The following is a 22844-nucleotide window of genomic DNA, read 5'->3' on the forward strand; positions in this document are numbered from 1 at the left end:
CGGTTACATTCCGAACCCGGAAGCTAAGCCTTACAGCGCCGATGGTACTGCAGGGGGGACCCTGTGGGAGAGTAGGACGCCGCCGAACAATTATTAGGAAAACCCCCGCATCTTCGGATGCGGGGGTTTTCTGCGTTTTGGGGCCCTCTTCCGAGGGGCCCTAAACGTCATAGGCGTCCAGCTGCCTTCAATGCCAAATACGCGTCCGCCAATGCCGGCGCCAGATCGTCGGGTGTCGCGTCCACGACCGTCACCCCGTGGCGGCGGAGCTGTTCTGCCGTGCGGTGACGTTCGGACTGGGCCTGGGCGGCTGCGGCTGCCTCGTAGACGGCGTCGACGTTTCCGCGGGCCTTCGCCATTTCGCTGATGTGCGGGTCCGCTACTGATGCCAGCAGGACCGTGTGGCGCTGGGTGAGCTGGGAGAGGACCGGGAGGAGGCCCTCTTCGATGGGGGCCGCGTCCAGGGTCGTGAGGAGCACGATCAGAGAGCGGCGGGGGGACGTGCGCAGGGCTGTGGCCGTGAGGCCTCGGGCGTTCGTTTCGACGAGCTCGGGTTCGAGCGTGGCCATCGCGTTGACCAGGGACGGAAGGACATCGCCTGCGGTGCGACCCTGGACGAGGGCGCGGACCTTGCGGTCGTAGGCGAGGAGGTCGACGCGGTCGCCGGCGCGTGAGGCGAGGGCCGCGAGCAGGAGGGCCGCGTCCATGGAGGCGTCGAGGCGGGGTGCGTCGCCCACGCGGCCTGCCGAGGTGCGGCCGGTGTCGAGGACCAGGAGGACGTGGCGGTCGCGTTCCGGGCGCCAGGTGCGTACGGCGACCGCGGACTGGCGGGCTGTGGCGCGCCAGTCGATGGAGCGGGTGTCGTCGCCGGGGACGTACTCGCGCAGGCTGTCGAATTCGGTTCCCTCGCCGCGGGTGAGCAGGCTTGTGCGGCCGTCCAGTTCGCGGAGGCGGGCCAATTTGGAGGGCAGGTGCTTGCGACTGGTGAAGGGGGGCAGGACACGTACGGTCCAGGGGGCCTTGTGGGTGCCCTGGCGGGAGAAGAGGCCGAGAGGGCCGTACGAGCGGATGGTGACACGGTCAGCCTGGCGGTCGCCCCGGCGGGTGGGGCGCAGGCGGGTCGTCACGCGTCGGCGTTCGCCCGCGGGGACCGTGAGGCGGTGGCGGGAGGCCGTTGTTTCCATGCCTGGCTGCCAGGCGCTCGGTGGCCAGGCATCGCGGAGGCGGGCACGCAGGGGGCGGCGGGTCGGGTTGGTGATGGTCAGGGTCACGTCCGCGGTGTCGCCGAGGCGTACGGACGTGTCGCCGGAGCGGCTGAGACCCAGGCGTCGTACGGGGGCGGCCAGGGCGAAGTCGCAGGCGCAGGCCACGGCCAAGGGTGCGTTGACCGCCAGGATGCCCGTCCAGCTGGGTTCCCAGATGCCTACGGGGAGGGAGCCCAGGGCTGCCAGGAGGGCGGCGCGTCCGGTGAGTGCCATCAGCGGGGGACGGGGACGTGGGCGAGGATCGCGTTGATGACGGAGTCGGCCGTCACGCCTTCCATTTCGGCCTCCGGACGGAGTTGTACGCGGTGGCGGAGGGTGGGGAGGGCGAGGGCCTTCACGTCGTCGGGGATGACGTAGTCGCGGCCGGTCAGCCAGGCCCAGGCGCGGGCGGTGGCCAGGAGAGCCGTGGCGCCTCGGGGGGAGACGCCGAGGGTGAGGGACGGCGACTCGCGGGTGGCGCGGCAGATGTCGACCACGTAGGCGGTGATCTCCGGGGAGATCGTCGTCTTGGCGACGGCGGCGCGTGCTGCCTCGAGGTCGGCTGGGCCCGCCACGGGGCGTACGCCGGCGGCGTGCAGGTCGCGTGGGTTGAAGCCCTCGGCGTGGCGGGTGAGGACGTCGATCTCGTCCTGGCGGGAGGGGAGGGGGATGGTGAGTTTGAGGAGGAAGCGGTCCAGCTGGGCTTCGGGGAGGGGGTAGGTGCCCTCGTACTCCACCGGGTTCTGGGTCGCGGCGACCAGGAACGGGTCGGGGAGGGTGCGAGGGGTGCCGTCGACGGTGACCTGGCGTTCTTCCATGGCTTCCAGGAGGGACGACTGGGTCTTGGGGGGTGTGCGGTTGATCTCGTCGGCGAGGAGGAGGTTGGTGAAGACGGGGCCGGGTTGGAAGGAGAACTCGGCGCTTCGGGTGTCGTAGACCAGGGATCCGGTGACGTCGCTGGGCATCAGGTCGGGGGTGAACTGGACGCGTTTGGTGTCGAGTTCGAGGGCGGAGGCGAGGGCGCGGACCAGGAGGGTCTTGGCGACGCCGGGGACGCCTTCGAGGAGGACGTGGCCGCGGCAGAGCAGGGCGACGACGAGGCCGGTCACGGCGGGGTCCTGGCCGACCACGGCCTTGGCGATCTCGGCGCGCAGGGCCTCCAGGGCGGCTCGGGCGGCGCCCGGGTCCCCGGTCTGCCCGGCGTTGTCAGTGGTCGGGTCCATCATGGACGGCGTACCTCTCTTTCGAGGGCGTCGAGTTGGTCGGCGAGTGCGATGAGTGCTGCGTCGTCGCTGGGCGGGGGTCCGAAGAGCAGGGTGCGCAGGTCCTGTCCGTCGCCGTGGAGGTGGGCGGACAGGGCGGGGAGCAGGGCCTCGGGCGTGTGCGCCTGGGTGACGGGGACGCCTGTGAGGGGGGCGAGGCGGGTGCGGGTGGCGGAGCGAAGAGCGTTGGCCGCGCGGTCGCGGGCGTCGGACTTGCGGTAGAGGCGGGCTCGGCCTTCGGCGGTTTCGGAGGCGCGGATCGCCACGGGGAGTTTTTCGGGCACGAGGGGGCCGAGCCGGCGTGCCCGCCAGAGGGCGGCCAGGGCTGCGGCGATGAAGAGTTGCAGGGTGCCCCAGAGCCAGCCCGAGGGCATCAGGTCGAAGAAGCTGCGTTCGTCGTCGGTGCCGGTGGCCGACGTGTCGGAGAGCGAGGGGAGGTACCAGACCAGATGGGGGCGGGAGCCGAGGAGTTGGAGGGCGAGCGAGGCGTTGCCCTGCTTGTCGAGGCGGTCGTTGAGGAGGATGTCGGGCGCGCCGAGGACGACGGTGTCGCCGTCCCCGGTCGCGTCCGGGATGCGCAGCAGGGTGGCCAGGCGCTCGCTGGGGTAGCACGCGTCGGCGTCGAGGTGGGTGGTGGTGTAGCGGACGCCGCCCGTGTCGGCGGTGCCCGCGCGCCGGGCGGCGGGCAGCCGGCAGTCGGGGGAGAGCGTGGAGTCGAGGCTGGTGGCGGGGTCGGCGGTGACGCCGGGGGCGAGTCGCTCGACGGACGCGCTGCCGGAGGCGACCAGGACGGTGCGGCCGCGGGAGTCGGCGAACGCGTTGTGCAGGCGGGACTGCTGACTGCGGGTCAGCAGGTCGGGAACGGCGACCAGGAGGGTCGTGTCCGGGCCTGCTGCGGCGGCTGCCTCGTCGAGGGTGGTGACCACGCGTGTGTCCACGCCCCGGTCGGCGAGGAGTTCGGCGACTGCGCGGCTGCCGTTGGGGTCGGCGGAGCGCGGGTCGAGTTCGCCGTGGCGGGCGTCGGAGCGGAGCACGGCGATGGCGATGGCCCCCACCAGGAGCAGTACGAGGGCGAGCGCGATGCCGCGCGCGCGGGTCCAGACCTGGCGGGCGGTGGGCGAGGCCGAGGTGGGCTGGAGGGTGGCCTCGGTGGTCATTCGGCGGCTCCCTGGCGGGTGTGGGGGGCCGTGGTGGGGGCGCTGCTCGTGGCGAGCTGGGGCTTGGTGCGTTCCAGGTCGCGGTCGAGTTCTTCGATGCGGTGGTACGACTGCTCGGTCGCCGACCGGCCGCCGTATGTCACGTCGTCGAAGTCGCGGGCGGCGGCGCGCAGTCGGTCGGTGTGGGCGGGCAGGGCCCGGCCGGCTTCGGCGGCGGCCTCGTCGGCGGTGCGGCCGGGGCGGACGTCCAGGAGGGCGCGTTCCTCCAGGGCACGGACGAGGGCGCGCATGCGTTCCTGGACGGCTTGGTTCCAGTGGCCCTGGGCGGCGTGTGCCTCGGCGGCGGCGCGATGGTCGGCGGCGCTGCGGGGGCGGTCGTCGAACAGGGTGGCGGACGAGGTGGGTTGGCGGCGCGGGCTGCCCAGGCGCCACCACAGGGCGGCCAGTACGGCGACGACGGCCAGGATGATGACGGCCAGGCCGAGTGTGCCGCCGGGCGTGGCGGTCGAGGCGGCGTTGAACAGTTTGTCGAGCCAGTCCCAGAAGGCGTCGAGGGCGCGCTGGAACAGGCTGGGGTCGTCCTCGTGGTACATCCGCTTCGACAGCTCGCGCCGGGCCGCCTCGCGCGCGGGGTCGCGCGGGATGGTGAGGGGCGGTTCGTCGGCGGAGCGTGCCGACGACAGTACGGACGTGCCGTCGGCGCGCAGCAGTGTGCGTATGGCGGCGCCTGGCAGCGCCGATGTGAGAACGTCCCCCGCCCAGCTCACGGCATCAGCTCCCCGGGACGGCGCCGGGGGCGGTGGAGCCGTAGCCCTGGACACCGGCGGCGCGGGCCAGTTCGAGGTCGAGGGCCTCGCGGCGGATGCGCTGGTCGATGTAGAGGAGCACGGTGACGCCGGCCGTGATCGGGAACGTGATCATGGAGCCGATCACCGCGCCGATGCCGCTGACGATGAGGAAGGTCCAGCCGAGGCCGGAGCCGCCGCTGTTGAGCCAGCCGGTGACGCCGTTGCCGCTGAGGGCCGCGGCGAGGAAGGTGAACGGGATGACGATGATCGAGGCGACGACGTTCGCGATGATCGTGGCGAGCAGCTGGATGCCGAAGATCCGCCACCAGGTGCCCCGGACGAGCTTCGTGGAGCGGCTCATGGCCTTCTTGATGCCCTGCTTCTCCAGCATCAGGGCGGGCGAGGCCAGGGAGAAGCGGATCATCAGCCAGAGGGCGACGATGCCGGCGCCGATGACGCCCAGTATGGTCAGGGCGACGCCCGCCCCGGTGCTGCCAGCGGCGGCGATGAGGATGCCGGGCAGGGTGCCGACGGTGACGATGCCCGCGGTGATGAGCAGCAGCAGGCAGATGAGGCCGAAGAGTTTGACGACCTGGGGGCGGGCGTCCCGCCAGGCCTCGCCGATGGTCACCGACTTGCCGAGCACGGCGCGACTGGTGACGGTCGTGAGCAGCGCGGTCGCGATGACCGTGCCGACCAGGGAGATGACGAAGACGACGGTGGAGTTGAGCATGGCGTCGCCCATGGCGCGGCTCAGTTCGCTGAGGGTGGCGCTGGGGTCGTTGAGGGCGGCGGTGCTGGAGTCGTCCAGGACGAGGCCCTGGAACAGCACGACGATGATCTCGGTGATGACCGCGACGGTCAGGGAGATGCCGAGGACCGTGCGCCAGTAGGTGCGCATGGTGGAGACGGCGCCGTCGAGGATCTCGCCCACGCCGAGCGGGCGGAGCGGGATCACACCGGGCTTGGCAGCGGGCGGGGGGCCGCCCCAGGCGTTGCCCCAGCCGCCGTAGCCTCCGGGGCCGCCAGGGCCCGGGTATCCGCCGGGGGTTCCTGGACCGCCGGGGCCGTAGCCTCCGGGACCGCCGGGGCCGTATCCGCCGGGGGGTTGGGTGCCCCAGCCCGGGCCGGGCGGCGGGGGCGGAGGAGCCTGGCCGGGGACGGCCGGGCCTCCGGAGCCGCTGGGGGCGGACCACTGGGCGGGTGGCGGCTGGTCCTTGGACCACTGCGGGCCGGGGCCCTGCGGGGCCTGGGCCGGCTGGCCCGGCTGGTCCGCGGGCTGTGCGGGGCCGGGGCGGTCGGCGGACTCGGCAGGGCCCGGGCGGTCGGCGGGTTCGGCAGGGCCCGGGCGGTCGGCGGGTTCGGCAGGGCCCGGGCGGTCGGCGGGCTCGGGAGGGCCGGACGCGTCCGGCTTCTGCCCGTCGGACGGGGCGGATCCGGGCGAGGCCCAGCCCGGAGTGTCGTTCATCGTCGCTCCTTCACGGTGCCCGTCCGCGGTCGCGGCGGCAGGTTGGCAGCCATCGTGCCATGGGGTGGTCTTGGAGTGACCGGCAGCGGTATGGGCTGCGTACCTTCAATTGTCCGCGCGTTAGGGGGCAGACTGACGGCATGGCTGATCAGTACGCGTACAGCGGTGATGACAAGCGGCCGACCGAGACCCCGGCGATCCGTTGGGACGAGCCACCGGAAGGACCCGTTCTGGTCCTTCTCGACCAGACGAGGCTGCCGGCCGAGGAGGTCGAACTGGTCTGTACGGACGCGCCCGCGCTGGTGGAGGCGATCCGCTCGCTCGCCGTGCGCGGGGCGCCCCTGCTCGGCATCGCGGGGGCGTACGGCGTCGCACTCGCGGCCGTGCGGGGCTTCGACGTGGACGAGGCCGCCGCCGCGCTGGCGAGCGCCCGGCCGACCGCGGTGAACCTGGCTGTGGGGGTGCGCCGGGCACAGGCGGCCCACGAGGCCGCGCTCGCCAAGGGCGGTGACATCAGGCAGGCGGCCGCGGCGGCGCTGGCGGCGGCGCGGCAGCTGCACCGGGAGGACGCCGAAGCCAGTGCGCGGATGGCCGAGCACGGGCTGGCCCTGCTGGACGAGCTGCTGCCCGGCGGCGGGCACCGGATCCTGACGCACTGCAACACCGGTTCGCTGGTGTCGGGCGGCGAGGGGACGGCGTTCGCGGTGGCGCTGGCGGCGCACCGGGCGGGCCGGCTCCGGCGTCTGTGGGTGGACGAGACGCGTCCGTTGTTGCAGGGCGCCCGGCTGACGGCGTACGAGGCGGCGCGCAGCGGGATGGCGTACACGCTGCTCACCGACAACGCAGCCGGGTCGCTGTTCGCCGCCGGGGAGGTGGACGCGGTGCTGATCGGGGCGGACCGCATCACGGCGGACGGCTCGGTGGCGAACAAGGTCGGGAGCTATCCGCTGGCGGTGCTGGCGCGGTATCACCATGTGCCGTTCATCGTGGTGGCGCCGGTGACGACAGTGGATCTGGACACCCCGGACGGGGCGTCCATCGAGGTCGAGCAGCGGGCCGGTCATGAGGTGACCGAGTTCGTGGCGCCGCAGGTGCCGGTGACCGGGGCGGAGGCGGGCGGTGGCATTCCGGTGGCGCCGCTGGGGACGCAGGCGTACAACCCGGCGTTCGACGTGACGCCGCCCGAGCTGGTGACGGCGATCGTCACGGAGGAGGGCGCGGTTTCCCCGGTCACGGACGAGGCGCTCGCCGAGGTGTGTGCCCGGTCGCGCCGGGTGGCGGCGGGCTGAGCCGGGTGGCGGCCGGAGCGCGTGCGCAGGGGCGCGGGCTCCGGCAACCTCGTCGTTTCGCGGGGCGAGGGCCTGCCGCTGCGCGTCGTCGAGATCACCAAGGGAGGCGGGCGAGGGCAGACAGTAGCGCTTGCTGCGACTATGGTCACTGGCCGGTGACCTACCTCACCACTGCCTTCGCCACTGTTATGAGAATGGGATGATGTCGTTTATGAAGGGACGAGTCCTTGTCGTCGACGACGACACCGCACTTGCCGAGATGCTCGGCATCGTGCTGCGTGGTGAGGGTTTCGAGCCGTCTTTCGTGGCCGACGGCGACAAGGCGCTTGCCGCCTTCCGCGAGTCCAAGCCCGATCTGGTGCTGCTCGATCTGATGCTGCCCGGCCGGGACGGCATCGAGGTGTGCCGCCTGATCAGGGCGGAGTCCGGTGTGCCGATCGTGATGCTCACGGCGAAGAGCGACACGGTCGACGTCGTCGTGGGCCTGGAGTCGGGTGCCGACGACTACATCGTGAAGCCGTTCAAGCCGAAGGAGCTGGTGGCCCGGATCCGGGCGCGGCTCAGGAGGTCGGAAGAGCCCGCCCCGGAGCAGCTCGCCATCGGTGACCTGGTCATCGACGTGGCCGGGCACTCCGTGAAGCGGGACGGGCAGTCGATCGCGCTGACGCCGCTGGAGTTCGACCTGCTGGTCGCGCTCGCGCGCAAGCCGTGGCAGGTGTTCACGCGTGAGGTGCTGCTGGAGCAGGTGTGGGGCTACCGGCACGCGGCGGACACGCGTCTGGTCAACGTGCATGTGCAGCGGCTGCGCTCCAAGGTCGAGAAGGACCCGGAGAAGCCGGAGATCGTGGTGACCGTCCGTGGTGTCGGGTACAAGGCAGGACCGAGCTGACATGTCCGGCGACAGTGCCGCTTCGGCGCCCGGCCGGTCCGGGGCCCGCCCGGGGCGGTCTGTCGGGCGGAAGAAGGCGGGCTCCCGCTGGGGACGGTTCCTGGAGAGCGGGCTGCTGCTCCAGGGCGGGGTCCAGGGCAGTCCGGTCATCCGGCTGTTCATGCGGTGGGTGCGCCGGCCGCTGCTGCCGGTCATGCGGCTGTGGCGGCGCAACATCCAACTCAAGGTCGTCGTCACGACGCTGTTGATGTCGTTGGGCGTGGTCCTGCTGCTGGGCTTCGTCGTCATCGGGCAGGTGCGCAACGGCCTGCTGGACGCCAAGGTGAAGGCGTCCCAGAGCCAGGCCACGGGCGGATTCGCGGTGGCCAAGCAGCGGGCGGACGAGGCGGCGAGCGGCACCGGCGACGATGTCGCCACGGCGGACGGGCGTCCCGCACAGAACGTCACCGAGTGGATGAGCGACCTGGTCTCCTCGCTGTCCAGCGGCGGCCAGGGCGCCTTCGACGTGGTGACCCTCCCGGCCTCCGACGAGGACGGCGCGGGCGGCCGGGGACAGCGTGCCTCCGGCGAGGTGGACTGGAGCAGGAGCGTGCCCCCCGAGCTGCGCGAGCGGATCGGCAGCAGCACGACGGCCGCGCAGAGCTACACCCGCATCACCTACAACAACGCGACCAAGGACTCCCAGCCGGGCCTCGTCGTCGGCAAGCAGGTCAACGACCCCAACGGGGACCCGTACCAGCTCTACTACCTCTTCCCGCTCACCCAGGAGGAGAAGTCGCTGAGCCTGGTCAAGGGGACCCTCGCGACGGCCGGGCTGTTCGTCGTCGTCCTGCTGGGGGCCATCGCCTGGCTGGTGGTGCGGCAGGTCGTCACGCCGGTGCGGATGGCGGCGGGGATCGCCGAGCGGCTGTCCGCCGGGCGGCTTCAGGAACGTATGAAGGTCACCGGTGAGGACGACATCGCGCGGCTCGGCGAGGCCTTCAACAAGATGGCCCAGAACCTCCAGCTGAAGATCAGCCAGCTGGAGGACCTGTCGCGGATGCAGCGCCGGTTCGTGTCGGACGTGTCGCACGAGCTGCGTACGCCGCTGACGACCGTACGGATGGCCGCGGACGTCATCCATGAGGCCCGTGAGGACTTCGACCCGGTGACCGCGCGGTCGGCGGAGCTGCTCGCCGACCAGCTGGACCGGTTCGAGTCGCTGCTCGCGGACCTGCTGGAGATCAGCCGGTTCGACGCGGGCGCCGCCGCGCTGGAGGCGGAGCCGATAGACCTCAGGGACGTCGTACGGCGGGTGGTGAGCGGGGCCGAGCCGCTCGCGGAGCGCAAGGGCACGCAGATCCGGATCGTGGGCGACCAGCAGCCCGTCGTCGCCGAGGCCGACGCCCGGCGCGTGGAGCGCGTGCTGCGCAACCTCGTCGTGAACGCCGTCGAGCACGGTGAGGGCAGGGACGTGGTCGTCAAGCTCGCCGCGGCCGGTGGCGCGGTCGCGGTCGCGGTGCGGGACTACGGGGTCGGGCTCAAGCCGGGCGAGGCGACCCGGGTGTTCAGCCGCTTCTGGCGGGCCGACCCGGCACGCGCGCGTACGACGGGTGGTACGGGTCTGGGGCTGTCCATCGCCCTGGAGGACGCGCGGCTGCACGGCGGCTGGCTTCAGGCGTGGGGCGAGCCGGGCGGCGGCTCGCAGTTCCGGCTGACGCTGCCCAGGACCGCGGACGAGCCGCTGCGGGGCTCGCCCATACCGCTGGAGCCCAAGGACTCACGGCGGAACCGGGGACTCGACGACGCCGGGCTGCCGTGCGGCGGCGGGGACGGCGAGAAGCGGGCGACCGTGCCGGCGCAGTCGGCGAGCGGGCCGGTGCCGTCGGGACAGGCGCGTGATCCGATACCGCCGCGGGCGGCCTCAGCGGCCCCCACGGCGGATCCGACGGCCCTGCCCGGCAACGGCGCGCGCGTGGTGCCCCGGCCCGCCTCGGGCACCGCGAGTGCAGCCGGCAAGGGTGTGGTGAGTGGGTCGGCGAGCGCGGCCGGCGGTGGTCCGGCGACTGCGGCCGGCGACGGCAGGTCGAGTGGGTCTGCCGGGGCCTCTCGGGGCCGGGATGTGAGCGGGCCGCGGGACGCGGACAGGGACGACGGATCCGCGGGCTCGGGCAGGGAAACCGGGACGGAGAGCGCGGACAGGCATGGGGAGGCATCTCGTGGGCGCTGACCGTGGGGGGCGCGGTCGGCGTACGCCCGCGCGCGTGATGGCGTACGCCGCCGGTGGCGTCCTGCTGATGGCGGGGTGTGCCTCGATGCCGGACAGCGGGGATCTGCGGGGTGTGGAGTCCACGCCGCGTCAGGACACCCAGGTACGGGTGTTCGCCGTGCCGCCCGGGGAGGACGCGCCGCCCTCGGAGATCGTGCAGGGCTTCCTCGAGGCGCTCACCAGCGACGATCCGCACTACAAGACCGCGCGACAGTACCTGACCGGCGAGGCCGCGAAGACGTGGCGGCCGGAGACTTCCACCACCGTGCTGGCGGAGGGGCCGGGTGCCAAGCCCGAGGCGGGTGGCGGCGGGGAGGACACCGGCGAGATCTCGTACACGCTCACCGGCACCAAGGTGGCCACCGTGGACGCGCAGCAGGCGTACGCGCCGGCCACCGGGGCGTACGGCCGCACCGTGCATCTGACGCAGGACGAAAAGAGCCGGCAGTGGCGGATCGACGCGCTGCCGCAGGGCGTCGTCATGGGCGAGTCGGACTTCCAGCGCAACTACATGTCCGTCAACAAGTACTACTTCGCCTCGAACACCACGGTGGCCGGGGCGGACACCCAGCCCACCGCGGTCGCCGACCCGGTGTACGTCCGCCGGCGGGTGGACCCCATGACGCAGGTGGTGCGCTCCGTCCTGAGCGGGCCCACGCGGTGGCTCGGGCCCGTGGTCAGGTCGAGCTTCCCCACCGGTACGGCGCTGGCGAAGAAGACCGGTGCGCTGGCGCCCGACGACCGGAACAAGCTGACGGTCCCGCTCAACGACAAGGCCGCGGGAATCGGCACCAACCGGTGCCAGGAGATGGCGGCCCAGCTGCTGTTCACCCTGCAGAGCCTCAGCCCCGCGGTGGAGGAGATCGAGCTGCGGGCCGACGGGGAGGAACTGTGCTCGCTCACGCAGGGCGCTTCCGACTCCGCCGCCTTCCGGAGTTCGGCGCGCCGCCCCGACTACCTGTACTTCGTCGACGGCAAGGACCGGCTGGTACGGATCCCGGCGGGCAGCAGCGACCCCGAGTCGGACCCCGCGCCGGGGGCGCTGGGCGAGGGCGACACGGCACTGCGGTCGGTGGCCGTCTCACGCGACGAGCACACCGCGGCCGGCGTCAGCCTCGACGGCAAGTCGCTGTACGTGGGCTCGCTGGTCTCGGGCGGTTCGCTGGGCGAGCCGGTACTGCGCAGCCATGGCCGGTCCGAGGCCGACCGGCTGACGACCCCCAGCTGGGATGCGCACGACGGCCTGTGGGTGGCCGACCGCGACCCGGACAATCCCCGGCTGCTCCTGCTGCAGGAGGGCAAGGGTGATCCGCTGGAGGTGCGCATGCCGCACGTGGACGGGCGGGTCCAGGCCGTGCGGGTGGCCGCCGACGGGGTGCGGATCGCCCTCGTCGTGGAGAAGGGCGGCAAGAAGACCCTGCTCGTCGGCCTGATCGAGCGGGAGGGGAAGCCGGGCGAGCAGCCTGCCGTCAGGGTGGCCGAACTGCGTTCGGCGACACCGGAGTTGGAGGAGGTCACCGCCATGTCGTGGGCCGGGGACAGCCGGCTCGTGGTGGTCGGGCGTGAGCACGGCGGCGTGGAGCAGATGCGGTACGTCCAGGTCGACGGCTCCACGCCGGACGTACCGGCGCCCGCGGCTCTGACCGGCGTGAAGGAGGTCACCGCCGCCGAGGACGAGCGGCTGCCGCTGGTGGCGTACTCGGTGGACGGCATCGTCCGGCTCCCGTCGGGCGCGCAGTGGGAGAAGGTGACGGAGGGGACGGCGCCGGTTTATCCGGGGTGAGGTGTGGCGCCCCCGCGCCTTCCCGGGAGGTGGTCTCACGGATGAGCGGTTCGTCGGGCGGGGAGTTGTCCACAGGCCGTTGTCCACAGGGGTGGCAGGGCGGGGCCCGGGGCGGCACAGTGGTGGACATGCGGGGGTGGTGGCAGGACCTCACCGACCTGGTGCTGCCGGCCGAGTGCGGGGGCTGCGGGAGGCCTCGTGCGGTGCTCTGCCCGGAGTGCCGTGCGGTGCTGAGCGGAGTCGCGGCATGCCGGGTGCGGCCGGAGCCGGAGCCGCCCGGGCTGCCCCGGGTGCATGCGGCGGCACGGTACGCGGACGAAGTGCGGGCGACGTTGCTGGCCCACAAGGAACGGGGCGCTCTGGCGCTTGCCGGTCCCCTCGGGGCCGCTTTGGCGGGAGCCGTGCGCGCAGGGCTGCAGACGGCGTGGGGCGGCTCCTGGTCCGGGGCCGAAGGGGCGTGGTCCCGGGCTGTCACGGCTCCTGTGCTGCTCGTGCCCGTTCCGTCGGGGCGGCGGGCCGTGCGGGCCCGTGGGCATGATCCCGCGCGGCGGATCGCGCTGGCGGCGGCGGGGGAGCTGCGTCGGAGCGGGGTGCCGGCCCGGGTGCTCGGCGTGCTGCGGCAGCGGCGGGCCGTGGCCGACCAGGCGGAGCTCAACTCCCGGCAGCGGCTGGACAATCTCGCGGGCGCGCTGGCGGTGGTGCCCGGCGGTGACCGACTGCTCTCCGGTGGGCCGGTCGTCCTCGTCGACGACGTGATGACCACGGGGGCGTCCTTGGCGGAGGCAGCGCGCGCCGTGCGGGCGGCGGGGCCGGTTTCGAACGCTGCCGGGGCTGTGGCCGTGTACGGGGGAGAGACGTGGGAAAGCAGAGAGGAACAGAACGTCGGAACAACGCGAGAGAGGACGGGTCGGCGGCCCGGCCGGCAGGGAATGACGTGCGCGGGCGGCGCCGACGGAGCCGTTGACGTGGTGTGCGCGGCGGTGGTCGCGGCATCACCGGACTCTTTTGAAATAAACCGGAACTGACTGAGATCTTGCGTCGTTGCAGGTAGCGAGAGGCCTTATTCACCTGAACGGAGGTACGCCGCAGTAGAGGGTGACGACATCCGTCCAGGCGAGATATGTTCGGTTGAGAGGGAAAGCCGCAGGCCACACCTCTCAAATCCGAATGCCGCGTCGCGGGTTTTTCTTCATCACTCGCGACGGTGGAGTGGAGATCTCGCCCGCGGGGGAGGAGGTGGAAGTCACCGAGTCCGAGGTCCCGGGGCACACCGGGACCTGGTGCAAAAGGGAGACGCTCCGCAGCGAAGCGGAGCGATCCGGGAACGGAGTTCTGCGTGGACATCGTCGTCAAGGGCCGCAAGACCGAGGTGCCCGAGCGGTTCCGGAAGCACGTGGCCGAGAAGCTGAAGCTGGAGAAGATCCAGAAGCTCGATGGCAAGGTGATCAGCCTCGACGTCGAGGTGTCCAAGGAGCCGAACCCCAGGCAGGCCGACCGCTGTGACCGAGTGGAGATCACGCTTCGCTCCCGCGGTCCGGTGATCCGGGCGGAGGCAGCGGCGAGCGATCCGTACGCGGCGCTCGACCTGGCGGCGGAAAAGCTGGAAGCCCGGCTGCGCAGGCAGCACGACAAGCGGTTCTCGCGCCGTGGCGCGCGCCGGATTTCGGCCGCGGAGGTCGCCGATCACGTCCCGGGCGTGGCGACGCTCAACGGAAACGGCCTGGTGCCGACTCCGCAGGAGGAGCCTGAAGAGGCCGTCCCCACGAAGAAGATCGGCTCGCTGGAAGTGCAGGGTGACGGCCCCATCGTCGTCCGCGAGAAGACCCACGTCGCAGCGCCCATGACCCTCGACCAGGCTCTCTACGAGATGGAACTGGTCGGGCACGACTTCTACCTGTTCGTCGACTCCGAGACCAAGGAACCGAGTGTCGTCTACCGACGGCACGCCTACGACTACGGCGTGATCCACCTCAGGACGGACACGATGGTCACACAGGCGCACGCCCCCGAGGCAGGCGGTGCGCTCGGCGGCTGACCATGCCGGGTACAGCGGAGCAGAGGTGCCCCTGGAGCGCGTGTGCGCCCCCAGGGGCACCCCCGTGCGACCTCTTGGCACCCCGCTCCGTCACCCCGGTGTCGTCCGGGCATGAAATCATGGTTGGCCACGGCCCAACCGGTGGGTCGTTGCTCTGGGTTGGCGATGGCTCAGGACCACAGGCCGCAGCCTTCAGGGGGAGGAACGATGGCGGACAGCTTCGGACCGATGCGTGACGAGGATGCCGACGACGGCGTCGTCGGCATGGGCCCGGACACGGACTCTCCACGCAAGGAACCGATCAGAGTCCTTGTGGTCGACGACCACGCACTGTTCCGCCGTGGCCTGGAGATCGTGCTGGCGGCCGAGGAGGACATCCAGGTCATCGGGGAGGCGGGCGACGGCGCCGAGGCCGTCGAGAAGGCCGCCGACCTGCTGCCCGACATCATCCTGATGGATGTGCGGATGCCCAAGCGCGGCGGGATCGAGGCCTGCACCTCCATCAAGGAGGTCGCCCCCAGCGCCAAGATCATCATGCTGACGATCAGTGACGAGGAAGCCGATCTCTACGACGCCATCAAGGCGGGCGCGACCGGTTATCTCCTCAAGGAGATCTCGACGGACGAGGTGGCCACCGCGATTCGCGCGGTGGCCGACGGGCAGTCGCAGATCAGCCCTTCCATGGCGTCGAAGCTGCTCACCGAGTTCAAGTCGATGATCCAGCGCACGGACGAGCGCCGGCTGGTGCCCGCGCCGCGGCTGACGGACCGCGAACTGGAAGTCCTCAAACTCGTCGCGACGGGGATGAACAACCGCGATATCGCCAAGGAGTTGTTCATCTCCGAGAACACCGTGAAGAACCACGTGCGCAACATCCTGGAGAAGCTCCAGCTGCACTCCAGGATGGAAGCGGTGGTGTACGCGATGCGGGAGAAGATCCTCGAGATCCGGTGATCCCTTGCAGCGATAGGGCTCAGGCGAGGATGCGGGCGAGTTCCTTGACGAGGGGTTCGCGCAGGTCCGGTGCGTCGACCAGCTCCACGCGTACGTCCGTGCAGTCCACCCAGGTCGCCGCTTCGACCAGGGCCTGGGCCACGGCCGGGACCGCCTTGGCGCCGTCGAGGGTGACCTGCTTGGCCACCAGCGTGCGGCCCTCGCGGGCCGGGTCCACGCGGCCGACGAGCCGGCCGCCGGCCAGGACCGGCATCGCGAAGTAGCCGTACACCCGCTTCTGTTTGGGGACGTACGCCTCCAGGCGGTGGGTGAAGCCGAAGATCCGCTCCGTGCGCGCCCGCTCCCAGATCAGGGAGTCGAAGGGCGAGAGCAGCGTGGTGCGGTGGCGGCCGCGCGGGGGTGTCTCCAGGGCCGCGGGGTCGGCCCAGGCCGGCTTGCCCCAGCCCTCGACCGTGACCGGGACGAGGCCCGAGTCGGCGATCACCGCGTCGACCTGCTCGCCCTTGAGGCGGTGATAGTCGGCGATGTCCGCGCGGGTGCCGACGCCGAGGGACTGGCCCGCCAGGCGGACCAGGCGGCGCAGGCACTCGGGGTCGTCCAGCTCGTCGTGCAGCAGGTCCTGCGGGATCGCGCGCTCGGCGAGGTCGTACACGCGCTTCCAGCCGCGGCGCTCCACGCAGACCACCTCGCCGTACATCAGGGCGCGTTCGACGGCGACCTTGGAGCCGGACCAGTCCCACCAGTCGTTCGTCTTCTTCGCGCCGCCCAACTCCGTGGCCGTGAGGGGGCCTTCGTCGCGGAGCTGCTTGATGACCTCGTCGTAGGCGCCGTCCGGGAGATCGTGGTTCCAGTGCGGGCGGTTGCGGTAGGCGCGGCGGCGGAAGGCGAAGTGCGGCCACTCCTCGATGGGGAGGATGCAGGCCGCGTGGGACCAGTACTCGAAGGCGTGGGTGTCCGTCCAGTAGGCGTTCTCCACTGTCTTTCGGCCTACCGCGCCCAGGCGGGCGTACGGGACGAGTTCGTGGGAGCGGGCCAGGACCGAGATGGTGTCGAGCTGTATCGCACCCAGGTGGCGGAGGATGCCGCGGACGCCGGCGCGGCGGGGTGGGGCGCCGAGGAAGCCCTGGGCGCGGAGGGTCAGTCTGCGGGCCTCGTCTGCGGAGAGCTCTGTTGTGGGGCGCGGGTGCGGGGTGGTCATGGTTTTGCACGATAGGGGGTGGGACTGACAGTGGGACTGGCAGTGGGGCGTGAGCTGCGGGGTTGGGTGTGGGGCGCTGTGTGTGGGGGCTGGGGTGGGGTGTGTGCGCAGCCCGGCGGAGCGAGGTGCCGCTGCGCCCACCCGTGCCGCCCCAGCGGCACGACTGCCCGCAGCTCAGCGCTACGCGCGGGCCGGCAAGTACGGGGCCGTCGACGGGAGGCCCAGGTCCGAGGGGAGCAAGGAGCCGACCCACGTGTCGCGGCGTACGCCCTTGTTGTTGGTCGCGGCGCGCAACATGCCTTCGATCGTGAAGCCGGCTCGTTCCGCTACCGCGCGGGAGGCGTGGTTGCCCACCTCGGCGCGCCATTCGATGCGGTCGACGGCGGCCTTGGCGAAGGCCCAGCGGCAGGTGGTGAGGGCGGCTTCCGTGATGTAGCCGTTGGAGCGGTGCTGCTTGGCGGCCCAGAAGCCGATCTCGCCCATGCCCAGGGCGTGCATGGTGATGCCGACCATGCCGGTGAGTTCTCCGGAGTGGAGGAAGACGCCGAAGGTGTACATGGACCCGTCCGCCCAGCCGTCGGGCACCAACTGCTCCGTGAAGCCCTCGGCGTGTTCACGGAGGTACGGCGAAGGGATCGTGGTCCAGCGCTGGATGTCGGGGTCCTGGCAGGCCGCGTACACCGCGTCGGTGTCCTGGGGGCCGACCGTGCGCAGCCGGAGGCGGTCCGTGGTGAGGGTGACGGGGTCCATCGGCCGATTGTGGTGGGAGGCCCGAGAAGAGCGCCATCTGTTTGCTGTGAGTGAGGCAGTGATCACGCTTCGCTCAATTCGGGCGGGGGGTGCGGCACCATACGAGGGGCCCGGACGTTGTCCCCTTTGAAGCAGAGTGAATGAGAATGAAGCAGCGGACGGTCGCCGTCTCGGCAGGCCCTCCCGGCGCGGTGGGGTCCTCGCATACGATGGCCGTTGCTCAGTAAGTCAAGTGGTAACCGACCGTCCCAGGCCCGACCGGCAAGGAGACCAACCCCCGTGTCCGTCCTCTCGAAGATCATGCGTGCAGGCGAAGGCAAGATCCTGCGCAAGCTGCACCGCATCGCGGACCAGGTCAACTCCATCGAAGAGGACTTCGTCGACCTCTCCGACGCCGAGCTGCGGGCCCTCACCGATGAGTACAAGCAGCGCTACGCGGACGGCGAGACGCTGGACGACCTGCTGCCCGAGGCGTTCGCCACCGTCCGCGAGGCCGCCAAGCGCGTCCTGGGCCAGCGGCACTACGACGTGCAGATGATGGGCGGCGCGGCCCTGCACATGGGCTACGTGGCGGAGATGAAGACCGGTGAGGGCAAGACCCTCGTGGGCACGCTGCCGGCGTATCTGAACGCGCTGTCCGGCGAGGGCGTCCACATCATCACGGTGAACGACTACCTGGCCGAGCGCGACTCCGAGATGATGGGCCGCGTCCACCGCTTCCTGGGCCTGAGCGTCGGCTGCATCCTCGCCAACATGACGCCGGCTCAGCGCCGCGAGCAGTACGCCTGCGACATCACGTACGGTACGAACAACGAGTTCGGCTTCGACTACCTGCGCGACAACATGGCGTGGTCCAAGGACGAGCTCGTCCAGCGCGGCCACAACTTCGCCATCGTCGACGAGGTCGACTCCATCCTCATCGACGAGGCCCGTACGCCGCTGATCATCTCCGGCCCGGCCGACCAGGCCACCAAGTGGTACGGCGACTTCGCCAAGCTGGTCAAGCGTCTCAAGCGCGGCGAGGCCGGCCAGCCGCTCAAGGGCATCGAGGAGACCGGCGACTACGACGTCGACGAGAAGAAGCGCACGGTCGCGATCCACGAGTCCGGTGTCGCCAAGGTCGAGGACTGGCTGGGCATCGACAACCTCTACGAGTCGGTGAACACCCCGCTGGTGGGCTACCTGAACAACGCCATCAAGGCCAAGGAGCTCTTCAAGAAGGACAAGGACTACGTCATCATCGACGACGAGGTCATGATCGTCGACGAGCACACCGGACGTATCCTCGCGGGCCGCCGTTACAACGAGGGCATGCACCAGGCGATCGAGGCGAAGGAAGGGGTGCCGATCAAGGACGAGAACCAGACGCTCGCCACGATCACGCTCCAGAACTTCTTCCGCCTCTACAAGCGCCACGACCACAAGGGCAAGGAGCAGCCCGGCCTCTGCGGCATGACCGGTACCGCGATGACCGAGGCCGCCGAGTTCCACCAGATCTACAAGCTCGGCGTGGTGCCGATCCCGACCAACCGTCCGATGGTCCGCAAGGACCAGTCGGACCTGATCTACCGGACCGAGGTCGCCAAGTTCGAGGCGGTCGTCGACGACATCGAGGAGAAGCACCGCAAGGGCCAGCCGATCCTCGTCGGCACCACCTCGGTCGAGAAGTCCGAGTACCTCTCGCAGCAGCTCAGCAAGCGCGGCATCCAGCACGAGGTGCTGAACGCCAAGCAGCACGACCGTGAGGCGCAGATCGTCGCCCAGGCCGGCCGCAAGGGCTCCGTCACGGTGGCCACGAACATGGCCGGTCGTGGTACGGACATCAAGCTCGGCGGCAACCCCGAGGACCTCGCCGAGGCGGAGCTGCGCCAGCGCGGCCTCGACCCCGAGGAGCACATCGAGGAGTGGGCGCAGGCCCTGCCCGAGGCGCTCAAGCGCGCCGAGAAGGCCGTCCAGGCCGAGAAGGAAGAGGTCGAGAAGCTCGGCGGCCTCTACGTGCTGGGCACCGAGCGGCACGAGTCGCGGCGGATCGACAACCAGCTGCGCGGTCGTTCCGGCCGTCAGGGCGACCCGGGCGAGTCCCGCTTCTACCTCTCCCTCGGCGACGACCTGATGCGGCTGTTCAAGGCCCAGATGGTCGAGCGCGTGATGTCGATGGCGAACGTCCCGGACGACGTGCCGATCGAGAACAAGATGGTCACGCGTGCGATCGCCTCCGCCCAGTCGCAGGTCGAGCAGCAGAACTTTGAAACCCGCAAGAACGTCCTGAAGTACGACGAGGTCCTCAACCGTCAGCGTGAGGTCATCTACGGCGAGCGGCGCCGCGTCCTGGAGGGCGAGGACCTGCACGAGCAGATCCAGCACTTCATGGACGACACGATCGACGCCTACGTCCAGGCCGAGACCGCCGAGGGCTTCCCCGAGGACTGGGACCTCGACCGGTTGTGGGGCGCCTTCAAGCAGCTCTACCCGTGCAAGGTCACGATCGAGGAGCTGGAGGAGGCCGCCGGCGACCGTGCCGGGCTGACCGCCGAGTTCATCGGCGACTCCGTCAAGGACGACATCCACGAGCAGTACGAGGCGCGCGAGGCGCAGCTCGGCTCCGAGATCATGCGTGAGCTGGAGCGCCGGGTCGTGCTGTCGGTCCTCGACCGCAAGTGGCGCGAGCACCTCTACGAGATGGACTACCTCCAGGAGGGCATCGGCCTGCGCGCGATGGCGCAGAAGGACCCGCTGGTCGAGTACCAGCGCGAGGGCTTCGACATGTTCACCGCCATGATGGAGGGCATCAAGGAGGAGTCCGTCGGCTACCTGTTCAACCTGGAGGTCCAGGTCGAGCAGCAGGTCGAGGAGGTCCCGGTCGAGGACACCAAGCCGGTGGCCGACCTGGAGAAGCACGACACGGTGCCGGCCCAGGCCGGTGCCCGTCCGGAGATCCGCGCCAAGGGGCTCGACGCCCCGCAGCGGCGCAACCTCCACTTCTCCGCCCCGACGGTCGACGGCGAGGGCGGCACCATCGAGGGTGACTTCGCCACCGACGAGGAGCCGGTGCGTTCCGAGGCCGACGGCCTCACGCGCGCGGAGCGCCGCAAGCAGGCGCGGAGCCGGGGTCGTCGTAAGAAGTGACGGTCGCTGAGGCGCCGTAGCGGCAGGAAGGGCCGGACACCCGAGGGTGTCCGGCCCTTCGGTTTGCCGGGGGTCAGTCGGCCTCTGCGCGGGGCGGTCGGGGGCCGCCGAGTTCCACCGCCGTGCAGCGCCAGCGGAGGTCCTGGCCGAGTTCCAGGCGGAAGGCCATGGCGCGCAGTTGGTCTCCGGCGCCGATGCGGGCGAAGGCCTCGATGGCGCCGGGGCGGGGTTCGAAGTAGCCGATGTCGCGGACGACGGGGCGGGTGCCGCGGGTGCGCAGGGGGCCGCGTTCGGCGAGCCAGGCCAGTTCGTCGTAGGCGCGGCCCCGGGTGTGGCGGAGCATCGAGTGGACGGGGCGGTGGCCGCTGAGGACCGCGAGCAGGAGGTCGGCGAAGAGGTCGGTGGGGAGGAGGTGCGCGGCCGGCGCCGGGCGGTGGGGGTGCTGGGCCGGGACGCGGGGTGCGGCGGTGTCCCGGGAGGCCGGGGCGGGTGTGCTGTTCCCAGCCGGGGCGGGTGTGGTGCTCCGGGAGACGAGGGCGGGTGGTGTGGTCCGTCGGGACGCCGGAACGGATGTGGTCTTACCGGAAGCCGGGGCCGGTGGTGTGGTGCGCCGGAAGGCCGGGGCCGGTGGTGTCGTCTGCCGGGAGGCCGGGGCGGTCGCCCGTGCCGCTCTGCGGGGTGCTGTGGGGGTGGCGGAGGGTGTCGGCGGGCGCGTGTCCGTGGGGCGGGTGCGGGGGCTCGTGGCGCGGGCGGAGCCCGGAGGGCGGCCGCCGGCTGCCGGGGTGCGTGCGGGGCCTCCGCCGGGCGTGCGGGGCGGCGTGGTGCCACCGGGGGTGCTGGGCGGTGTGGCGCCGCTGGGGGTGCGGGGAGTAGGGCTCCCGGGGCTGCGCGAGGTGGTGCTGCCGGACGTGCGGGTGTCGGTGCTGCCGCCGGGGCGGCGTGGGTCGCGGCGGGCCGGCGGGCGGGTGGCCGGGCGCTGCTGTGTCCTGGTCATGACCTTGTGCATGGGGATCCCCGTTTCGTGGGCCCGGTTGATACCGGGGAGTAACTTCGGGTGGTGATCTTGTACGGGCCCAACGGGGGCAGGGGCAAGGAAGCGGACCCCGGGTGGCGAGCGCCGGAATGTTCACCTATCCGGGTGGTGTGGAGGGTGCGGAACCAGTCAGTGCGGGGGGTGCACCGGGTGAAAGCCGGGCCTGGAGTTGCCGCGTCCGGCGTCACAGGGCGGAACTCGAAAGGGGACGCGCCGCACGTATCCTGAAGGCCTTCCGGAGCCCTCCGACCGTGAAGACGGCCACGAAACGACCACCAAAAAACGACCACCAAAAAACGACCACGAAAGAAGCCGCCAGCCATGCGTGTCTACGTGCCCCTGACCCTCCCCGGTCTCGCCGAGGCGTACGAGACGGGCGAGCTGGGAGCCGGGCCGTTCGTCGCGTACGCCGTGACACCCGGGCTGCGCGAGTGGTACCTCTCCGACGACATCGAGGAACTGGAGTACGCGGCGCTGAGCCGGGCCGCGCTGGCCTCGCTGCGGCGGCTGGCGGCCGAGCCGGAGGCGCCGCGGCGGCGGGTCGTGGTGGCCGTGGACGTGCCGGACCGGGCCGCGAGCGCCGACCCCGACCGGGGGCTCGACCCGGCGGCGCTGGGGGAGGTGCGGGTCGCCGGCCCCGTCGCGCTGGCCAAGGCGGCGTCCGTGCATGTCGACGCCGCGGACGCGCAGGCGGATGTGACGGCGGCGGCCGATGCGCTGCCGGCGGCGGACGGTGGCGACGACGACGCGCAGTTCGTGGTGGACGGGGCGGAGGACCACGAGCTGCTGTGGTTCGCCACGCAGGAGATTCCGAACCTGGTGGGGCGCGGGGTCTGAGCGCCGGGCGCGGGTGCTCTCGGCGTTTCAGGGGGCGCGTTGAGTCTCCGTTCTCTTGATTGTCAGTGGGGGCGGGTACGTTTTGGGGCATGGGGATGCAGACGGGCGCGCACATTGTCTGGGACTGGAACGGGACGCTGTTCCATGACATCGACGCGATCATCGGGGCGACGAACGCGGCCTTCGCCGAGCTGGGGCTGGAGCCGCTGACGCTGGAGAAGTACCGGGAGCTGTACTGCGTGCCGGTGCCGAAGTTCTACGAGCGGCTGATGGGGAGGCTGCCCACCGAGGCCGAGTGGGAGGTCATGGACGACATCTTCCATCGGTACTACGCGGAGCACCGGGCGCGCTGCGGGCTGACCGTGGGGGCGGTGGAGCTGCTGTCCGGGTGGCGGTCGGCGGGGCGAAGCCAGTCGATCCTCAGCATGTACGTGCATGAGGAGCTGGTTCCGTTGGTGCGGGGATTCGGGATCGAGCCGCACTTCATACGGGTGGACGGGCGGACCGGGCCGTCGGGGGGCAGCAAGGCCGAGCACATGGTGCGGCATCTGGCGTCGCTCTCGAGTGTGGCTCCTGAGCGCACTGTGGTGATCGGGGACGCCGCGGATGACGCGGTGGCCGCGTTGCATGTGGGCGCCCGGGCTGTGCTGTACACCGGCGGGTCGCACAGTCGGGCGAGTCTGGAGGCGGTGGGGGTGCCGGTCGTGGACACGCTTGAGGAAGCCGTGGCGGAGGCGGAGAGACTGGCGGCGTAGCCGGGTGCTCGGCGTCGGCACTGGGGCT

The 22844-nt window shown here is 71.4% G+C and carries 18 protein-coding genes and 1 rRNA gene; 11 read left to right on the forward strand and 8 right to left on the reverse strand.

The features are described from left to right. Positions 1–88: ribosomal RNA gene (gene rrf / locus ABZ192_RS26160) — 5S ribosomal RNA — on the forward strand; the annotation flags it as partial. A 79-nt stretch (positions 89–167) separates the two neighbouring features. Here rrf and ABZ192_RS26165 read toward each other — a convergent pair. From ABZ192_RS26165 to ABZ192_RS26185, 5 genes are read right to left on the reverse strand one after another with little or no spacing between them, the layout of a single operon-like run. Continuing rightward, positions 168–1478 carry a DUF58 domain-containing protein gene (locus tag ABZ192_RS26165; protein WP_356926901.1) on the reverse strand — a complete coding sequence of 437 codons (1311 nt, stop codon included), beginning with the start codon at positions 1476–1478 and terminating at the stop codon, positions 168–170. Then, positions 1478–2467: a MoxR family ATPase gene (locus tag ABZ192_RS26170; RefSeq protein WP_356926902.1), complete on the reverse strand. Its 990-nt coding sequence runs from the start codon at positions 2465–2467 to the stop codon at positions 1478–1480. The genes ABZ192_RS26165 and ABZ192_RS26170 overlap by 1 nt, the downstream gene beginning before the upstream one ends. Beyond that, positions 2467–3663: a DUF4350 domain-containing protein gene (locus ABZ192_RS26175; protein ID WP_356926903.1), complete on the reverse strand. Its 1197-nt coding sequence runs from the start codon at positions 3661–3663 to the stop codon at positions 2467–2469. Before ABZ192_RS26175 ends, ABZ192_RS26170 begins: the two co-directional genes overlap by 1 nt. Next, positions 3660–4430, reverse strand: coding sequence for a DUF4129 domain-containing protein (locus tag ABZ192_RS26180; protein WP_356926904.1), 771 nt, complete (start codon positions 4428–4430; stop codon positions 3660–3662). Before ABZ192_RS26180 ends, ABZ192_RS26175 begins: the two co-directional genes overlap by 4 nt. Before the next feature lie 4 nt (positions 4431–4434). After that, positions 4435–5919, reverse strand: a complete 1485-nt coding sequence (locus ABZ192_RS26185; protein ID WP_356926905.1) for a glycerophosphoryl diester phosphodiesterase membrane domain-containing protein — start codon at positions 5917–5919, stop codon at positions 4435–4437. A gap of 140 nt (positions 5920–6059) precedes the next feature. On the opposite strand from ABZ192_RS26185, the gene mtnA reads away from it, so the two are divergent. The 7 genes from mtnA (at position 6060) to ABZ192_RS26220 (ending at position 15117) form a co-directional block, all read left to right on the forward strand. Then, positions 6060–7208 carry an S-methyl-5-thioribose-1-phosphate isomerase gene (mtnA, locus tag ABZ192_RS26190; protein WP_356926906.1) on the forward strand — a complete coding sequence of 383 codons (1149 nt, stop codon included), beginning with the start codon at positions 6060–6062 and terminating at the stop codon, positions 7206–7208. Between the two features lie 199 nt (positions 7209–7407). Further along, positions 7408–8097 carry a two-component system response regulator MtrA gene (gene mtrA / locus ABZ192_RS26195; protein ID WP_003990656.1) on the forward strand — a complete coding sequence of 230 codons (690 nt, stop codon included), beginning with the start codon at positions 7408–7410 and terminating at the stop codon, positions 8095–8097. A 1-nt stretch (position 8098) separates the two neighbouring features. Next, a complete protein-coding gene (gene mtrB, locus ABZ192_RS26200; protein WP_356926907.1) occupies positions 8099–10306 on the forward strand; it encodes an MtrAB system histidine kinase MtrB in 2208 nt (735 codons plus the stop codon). Next, positions 10296–12128: an LpqB family beta-propeller domain-containing protein gene (locus ABZ192_RS26205; RefSeq protein WP_356926908.1), complete on the forward strand. Its 1833-nt coding sequence runs from the start codon at positions 10296–10298 to the stop codon at positions 12126–12128. The genes mtrB and ABZ192_RS26205 overlap by 11 nt, the downstream gene beginning before the upstream one ends. Before the next feature lie 128 nt (positions 12129–12256). Then, on the forward strand, positions 12257–13153 hold the full coding sequence (locus ABZ192_RS26210) for a ComF family protein (protein ID WP_356926909.1): 897 nt from the start codon (positions 12257–12259) through the stop codon (positions 13151–13153). A gap of 311 nt (positions 13154–13464) precedes the next feature. Next, positions 13465–14163, forward strand: a complete 699-nt coding sequence (raiA, locus tag ABZ192_RS26215) for a ribosome-associated translation inhibitor RaiA (RefSeq protein ID WP_356926910.1) — start codon at positions 13465–13467, stop codon at positions 14161–14163. Between the two features lie 207 nt (positions 14164–14370). After that, entirely contained in the window at positions 14371–15117 is a 747-nt protein-coding gene (locus ABZ192_RS26220; RefSeq protein WP_356926911.1) for a response regulator transcription factor, read from the forward strand. 19 nt (positions 15118–15136) lie between these two features. On the opposite strand, the gene ABZ192_RS26225 is transcribed toward ABZ192_RS26220, so the two are convergent. Together ABZ192_RS26225 and ABZ192_RS26230 are read right to left on the reverse strand one after the other, a co-directional pair. Next, positions 15137–16315: a crosslink repair DNA glycosylase YcaQ family protein gene (locus tag ABZ192_RS26225; protein WP_356926912.1), complete on the reverse strand. Its 1179-nt coding sequence runs from the start codon at positions 16313–16315 to the stop codon at positions 15137–15139. Between the two features lie 180 nt (positions 16316–16495). Further along, complete coding sequence (locus ABZ192_RS26230) at positions 16496–17065, reverse strand: GNAT family N-acetyltransferase (protein WP_356926913.1); 570 nt, start codon at positions 17063–17065, stop codon at positions 16496–16498. A 279-nt stretch (positions 17066–17344) separates the two neighbouring features. Between ABZ192_RS26230 and secA the strand changes: the two genes are divergently transcribed. Continuing rightward, on the forward strand, positions 17345–20191 hold the full coding sequence (secA, locus tag ABZ192_RS26235) for a preprotein translocase subunit SecA (protein ID WP_356926914.1): 2847 nt from the start codon (positions 17345–17347) through the stop codon (positions 20189–20191). A gap of 73 nt (positions 20192–20264) precedes the next feature. Here secA and ABZ192_RS26240 read toward each other — a convergent pair whose 3' ends face one another. After that, positions 20265–21185, reverse strand: coding sequence for an Rv3235 family protein (locus ABZ192_RS26240; RefSeq protein WP_356926915.1), 921 nt, complete (start codon positions 21183–21185; stop codon positions 20265–20267). Between the two features lie 360 nt (positions 21186–21545). Between ABZ192_RS26240 and ABZ192_RS26245 the strand changes: the two genes are divergently transcribed. Continuing rightward, positions 21546–22061: a hypothetical protein gene (locus tag ABZ192_RS26245; protein ID WP_356926916.1), complete on the forward strand. Its 516-nt coding sequence runs from the start codon at positions 21546–21548 to the stop codon at positions 22059–22061. An 89-nt stretch (positions 22062–22150) separates the two neighbouring features. Then, entirely contained in the window at positions 22151–22816 is a 666-nt protein-coding gene (locus ABZ192_RS26250) for an HAD hydrolase-like protein (RefSeq protein WP_356926917.1), read from the forward strand. The last annotated feature ends 28 nt before the right edge of the window (positions 22817–22844 follow it).

It is taken from the genome of Streptomyces sp. NPDC006235 (genome assembly GCF_040613735.1).
Lineage (GTDB): Bacteria > Actinomycetota > Actinomycetes > Streptomycetales > Streptomycetaceae > Streptomyces.